Origin of the sequence: Pseudomonas sp. NPDC089401, assembly GCF_044749485.1 — a bacterium.
Lineage (GTDB): Bacteria > Pseudomonadota > Gammaproteobacteria > Pseudomonadales > Pseudomonadaceae > Aquipseudomonas.
The window spans coordinates 1-6,091 of sequence record NZ_JBIVIA010000027.1; the positions used below are offsets into that span (position 1 = coordinate 1).

The following is a 6,091-nucleotide window of genomic DNA, read 5'->3' on the forward strand; positions in this document are numbered from 1 at the left end:
GAGTTCTTCTGGCCGCTGATCACCGGCGCCCGCCTGGCCATCGCCGCACCGGGCGATCACCGCGACCCGGCGCGCCTGGTGCAGTTGATCGAGCAGCACCAGATCAGCACCCTGCACTTCGTGCCGTCGATGCTGCAAGCCTTCCTGCTCGACGGCCAGATGACCCGCTGCAACAGCCTCAAGCGCATCATCTGCAGTGGCGAAGCCCTGCCCGTCGAGGCCCAGCAGCAGGTGTTCGCCCGCCTGCCGCAGGCCAAGCTGTACAACCTCTACGGCCCCACCGAAGCGGCCATCGACGTCACCCACTGGACCTGCCGCGACGAAGGCAAGACCGGCGTACCGATCGGCATCCCGATCGCCAACCTGGCCTGCTGGATCCTCGACGCCGGCCTGCGCCCCTTGCCTGCCGGGGTCATTGGCGAACTGTACCTGGCCGGCGTGGGCCTGGCCCGCGGCTACCACCAGCGCCCGGCGCTGACCGCCGAACGCTTCGTCGCCTGTCCGTTCCAGCCCGGTGCGCGCATGTACCGCACCGGCGACCTGGCGCGCTACCGCGCCGACGGGGTGATCGAGTACTGCGGGCGTATCGACCACCAGGTGAAGATCCGTGGCCTGCGCATCGAGCTCGGCGAGATCGAGGCACGGCTGATGGAGCACCCGGCCATCCATGAAGCCGCTGTGCTGGCGGTGGACAACCAGCTGGTCGCCTACCTGGTGGCCAAGGCCGGTGAGCCGGCGCCGCAACGCCAGCAACTGAGCCAGGCATTGCTGGCCCACCTGCCCGACTACATGGTGCCCAACCACTGGTTGTTCCTCGACGCCATGCCGCTGAGCCCCAACGGCAAGCTCGACCGCAAGGCGTTGCCACCGCTGGACGCGCAATCGCAGCAGGCGCAATACCTGGCGCCGACCAGCGCCCTGCAACGGCAGGTCGCGGCGACCTGGGCCGAATTACTTGCCGTCGAACGGGTGGGCCTGGCCGACGACTTCTTCGCCCTGGGTGGGCACTCGCTGCTGGTGGCGCGGGTCGTCGCACGCCTGCGCCATGAACTGGCCCTGGACTTCCCCCTGCGCCTGCTCTTCGACCAACCGCGCCTGGGCGATTTCTGCCAGGCCCTGGCCAGCCTGCAAAGCGTGGGCAGCACGACCATCCAGGCCCAGTCCTGCCGCGACCAGCTGCCGCTATCGTTCGCCCAGGAGCGCCAGTGGCTCTTGTGGAAGCTGGACCCAGCCGGCAGTGCCTACCATATCCCCAGCGTGCTGCGCGTGAAGGGCCTGCTGGATGTCGCCGCGCTTGGCAACGCCTTCGACCAGTTGATCGCCCGCCACGAAACCCTGCGCACCGCCTTCACCCTCGACGGCGAACAACCGCGCCAGCAGATCCTCGCGCCGTGGTCGCTGAACCTGCAGGCCCAGGCTCTGGATCAGGGTGCCGAGCACGCCTTCGTCGCCGACCTGCTCGGCCAGCCCTTCGACCTGGCCAGCGGCCGCCTGCTGCGCGTGGGCCTGGCCCGGATCGGCGCCGACGAGCACCTGTTGGTGCTGGTGCAGCACCATATCGTCTCCGACGCCTGGTCGATGCAGGTGATGGTCCGCGAGCTGTGCGCGTTGTATCAGGGCGAGGCCTTGCCGCCCCTGGCACTGCAATACGGTGACTTCGCCGCCTGGCAACGCGGCTGGCTCGAAGCCGGCGAGCGCGAGCGCCAGCTGGCCTACTGGCGCGCGCAACTGGCCGGCGAGCCACCGGCACTGGAGCTGCCCTGGGACCACGCGCGCCGCGACGACTCGCAACGCCCGGCCGGGCGCCTGCAACTGGCCGTGCCGAATGCGCTCGCCGCAGCCCTGCAAGGTTTCGCCAAACAGCACCAGGCCACCGTGCCGATGGTCCTGCTAAGCGCCTGGCAGGCCGTACTGCACCGCTACACCGGCCAAGCGGACCTGCGTATCGGCATGCCGGTGGCCAACCGCAACCGCGTGGAAACCGAGCAACTGATCGGCTTCTTCGTCAACACCCTGGTGCTGCGCGCCGAATGCGCCAGTGACCTGTCGTTCGCAGCGCTGCTGGCACAGACCCGCCAGGCGATGATCGACGCCCAGGACCACCAGGACCTGCCCTACGAGCAATTGCTCGAGGCGCTGCTGCCCCAGCGTGGCGCGCAACAGGGGTTGTTCCAAGTGCTGTACAACCATCACCAGGCGGCCGCCGCCACGCCACTTGGCGCCCTGCGCCTGGAGGCGCTGGACAGCCAGCCGTTGCAGGCCCAGTTCGATCTGGCCCTGGGCACCGCCCTGGGTGAGCACGGCCTGAGTGCCAGCTTCAGCTACGACCGCGACCTGTTCGAGGCGGCCACCATCGCGCGCCTGGCCGAGCATTGGCTGCGCCTGCTGGCGCAAGTGATCGATGCCCCGCAACTGACCCTCGGCGAAGCCATCCTGCTGGCCGACGCCGAGCAGCGCTTGCTCGAGCAATGGAACGCCACCGCCCACAGCTACCCCGCCGCACCGTCGATCCACGCCCTGGTCGAAGCCCAGGTACGCAGCACACCCGGCGCCACCGCGCTGGTGTTCGGCGAACGCACGTTGAGCTATGCCCAGCTCAACCGCCAGGCCAACCAACTGGCCCATGCCCTGATCGCCCAGGGCGTGCGCCAGGACACCCCGGTCGGCATCGCCGCCGAGCGCAGCCTCGAGCTGGTAGTCGGCCTGCTCGCCATCCTCAAGGCCGGTGGCGCCTATGTGCCGCTGGACCCGGAATACCCCGCCGAACGCCTGAGCTACATGTTCGAGGACAGCGGCATCGGCCTGCTGCTGACCCAGTCGCATTTGCTGGAACGCCTGCCACTGCCGGCCGGCCTGCCCGTGCAATTGCTCGACTCGCCTCAAACCACGCAGCCCGAGCACGACCCGCAACTGCCGTGCACGCCCGAGCAGCTGGCCTACGTCATCTACACCTCCGGCTCCACCGGCCGCCCGAAAGGCGCCGGCAACAGCCACCAGGCCCTGGCCAACCGCCTGCAATGGATGCAGGTCGCCTACGACCTGGACGCCAGCGACACGGTCCTGCAGAAGACCCCGTTCAGCTTCGACGTGTCGGTCTGGGAGTTCTTCTGGCCGCTGATCACCGGCGCCCGCCTGGCCATCGCCGCACCGGGCGATCACCGCGACCCGGCGCGCCTGGTGCAGCTGATCGAGCAGCACCAGGTCAGCACCCTGCACTTCGTGCCGTCGATGCTGCAGGCCTTCCTGCTCGACGAGCAGGCCAGCCGCTGCACCAGCCTGCAACGCATCGTCTGCAGCGGTGAAGCGCTGCCGGTGGATGCCCAGCAGCAAGTCTTCGCCCGCCTGCCCCAGGCCAACCTGTACAACCTCTACGGCCCCACCGAGGCGGCCATCGACGTCACCCACTGGACCTGCCGCGACGAAGGCAAGACCGGCGTGCCGATCGGCACGCCGATCGCCAACCTGGCCTGCTGGATCCTCGACGCCGGCCTGCAACCGCAACCGGCCGGGGTCATCGGCGAGCTGTACCTGGGCGGCGTGGGCCTGGCCCGCGGCTACCACCAGCGCCCGGCGCTGACCGCCGAACGCTTCGTCGCCTGCCCGTTCCAGCCCGGCGCACGCATGTACCGCACCGGCGACCTGGCACGCTACCGCGCCGACGGGGTGATCGAGTACTGCGGGCGCATCGACCACCAGGTGAAGATCCGCGGCCTGCGCATCGAACTCGGCGAGATCGAGGCGCGGCTGATGGAGCAGCCCGGCATCACCCAGGCCGTGGTGATCGCAGACCCGGCCCCCAGCGGCACGCGCCTGCTCGCCTACCTGGTCAGCCAGCCCGAACACCCCCGCGACAGCGCCGCCCTGCGCGCCGTGCTGAAAACGCAGCTGCCCGACTACATGGTCCCGGCCCACTGCGTATGGCTCGACAGCATGCCGTTGAGCCCGAACGGCAAGCTCGACCGCAAGGCATTGCCAGCGCCACCCGACAGCAACGCCGAACGCCCCCTGCGCACGCCGCAGACCCCCTTGCAGCAACAACTGGCCGGCATCTGGCAGGAGGTGCTCGGGGTACAGGCCGTGGGCCTGGACGACGACTTCTTCGAACTCGGCGGCCATTCGCTGCTGGTGATCAATACCGTCTCGCGCATCCAGCTGGCGCTGGGCCGCGAACTGACCCCCCAGGCCCTGTTCCAGCACCCGACCCTCGAAGCCCTGGCGCTTCACCTGGACACCACGACAACCGCGGTCGATGAAAGCAAGCTCGACACCCTCGAAGCCTGGCTCGACGAAATGGAGGAACACTGATGGACAGCACTGCCGCTTCGAGAATCGCCAAACGCTTCGTCTTGCTGCCGCTGGAAAAGCGCCGGCAATACCTGCAGAAGATGCGCGAGGAAGGCCTGTCAGTGGCGAGCCTGCCGATCCCCCGGGTACGCGAGGAATTCGTCCGCCTGCCACTGTCGTACGCCCAGCAGCGCCAGTGGTTCCTCTGGCAGTTCGACCGCCAGTCCACCGCCTACCACATCCCTTGCGCCCTGCGCCTGCGCGGTGTGCTCGACCACGGCGCGCTGCAGGCCAGCCTGGATGAACTGCTGCGCCGCCACGACAGCCTGCGCACGCGTTTCGTCGAAGACGACCTGGGCGTGGCCCAACTGGTCGAGGCCACGGCGAGCCTGGCGCTGACCGTGACCCGCGTCGACCAAGCCACCCTGCAGGCCGATATCCAGGCGCGCCTGCGCGAACCCTTCGATCTCGCCAGTGGGCCGCTGCTGCGTGCAGAGCTGCTGCAACTGGCCAGCGATGATCACGTCCTGCTGGTGGTGCAGCACCACATCATCAGCGATGGCCGCTCGATCCAGGTGATGGTCGAGGAACTGACCCACTGCTACACCCGCTTCAGCCAGGGCCTGCCCAGCCAGCTGGCCGAGCCGCAACTGCAATACGCCGACTACGCCATCTGGCAGCGGCACTGGATGGAAGCCGGCGAACAGGAGCGCCAGCTCGACTATTGGCGCCAGCGCCTGGGCAGCGAAATGCCGGTGCTGGAGCTGCCGCAGGACCGCCCGCGCCCGAGCGTGCAGCGCCTGGAAGGCGCGCGCCTGCCGCTGGCCATCCCGCCGGCCCTGGCACATGCCGTGCGCCAGCTCGCCCAGGCCCGCCAGGCCACGCCGTTCATGGTGCTGCTGGCCTCGTTCATGGCCTTGCTGCACCGCTACAGCCGCCAGCCGGACATTCGCGTCGGCGTGCCCACGGCCAACCGCAACCGGGTCGAGGCCGAGCAACTGATCGGCTTCTTCGTCAACACCCTGGTGATCGACGCCCAGTGCCAGCCGACCCTGTCGTTCGACGCCCTGCTCGACCAGGTCAAGGCCACCACGCTGCAGGCCCAGGCCCACCAGGACCTGCCCTTCGAGCAACTGGTCGAGGCCCTGCAGCCGGAACGCAACCTCAGCCACAACCCGCTGTTCCAGGTCATGTTCAACCACCAGGTCAATACCAGCGTCCAGGGCGATGCGGGCCCTGCCCACGGCTTTGCCATCGCGCCGCTGCCGCTGGCCACCGAGACCGCGCAGCTGGACCTGACCCTCAACACCCATGAAGACGCCCAGGGCCTGGGCGCCAGCCTGACCTACGCCACCGCGCTGTTCGACCACGCCACCATCGCCCGCCTGGGCGAACACTGGCTGCGCCTGCTCAAGCACGTGACCGAAGCCCATCACCTGCCCCTCGGCGAAGCCATCCTGCTGGCCGACGCCGAGCAGCGCTTGCTCGAGCAATGGAACGCCACCGCCCACAGCTACCCCGCCGCACCGTCGATCCACGCCCTGGTCGAAGCCCAGGTACGCAGCACCCCCGACGCCACCGCGCTGGTGTTCGGCGAACGCACGTTGAGCTATGCCCAGCTCAACCGCCAGGCCAACCAACTGGCCCATGCCCTGATCGCCCAGGGCGTGCGCCAGGACACCCCGGTCGGCATCGCCGCCGAACGCAGCCTCGAGCTGGTAGTCGGCCTGCTCGCCATCCTCAAGGCCGGTGGCGCCTATGTGCCGCTGGACCCGGAATACCCCGCCGAACGCCTGAGCTACATGTT

The 6,091-nt window shown here is 69.0% G+C and carries 2 protein-coding genes; both read left to right on the forward strand.

The window, feature by feature from the left end; translation table 11 throughout:
* Positions 1-4,305, forward strand: a 4,305-nt coding sequence (locus ACIP21_RS28650) for an amino acid adenylation domain-containing protein (protein WP_400694975.1), incomplete at its 5' end; no start/stop codon positions are given.
* Positions 4,305-6,091 (forward strand): condensation domain-containing protein (locus ACIP21_RS28655; protein ID WP_400694977.1); only part of this gene is annotated, 1,787 nt, incomplete at its 3' end. The genes ACIP21_RS28650 and ACIP21_RS28655, both read left to right, overlap by 1 nt.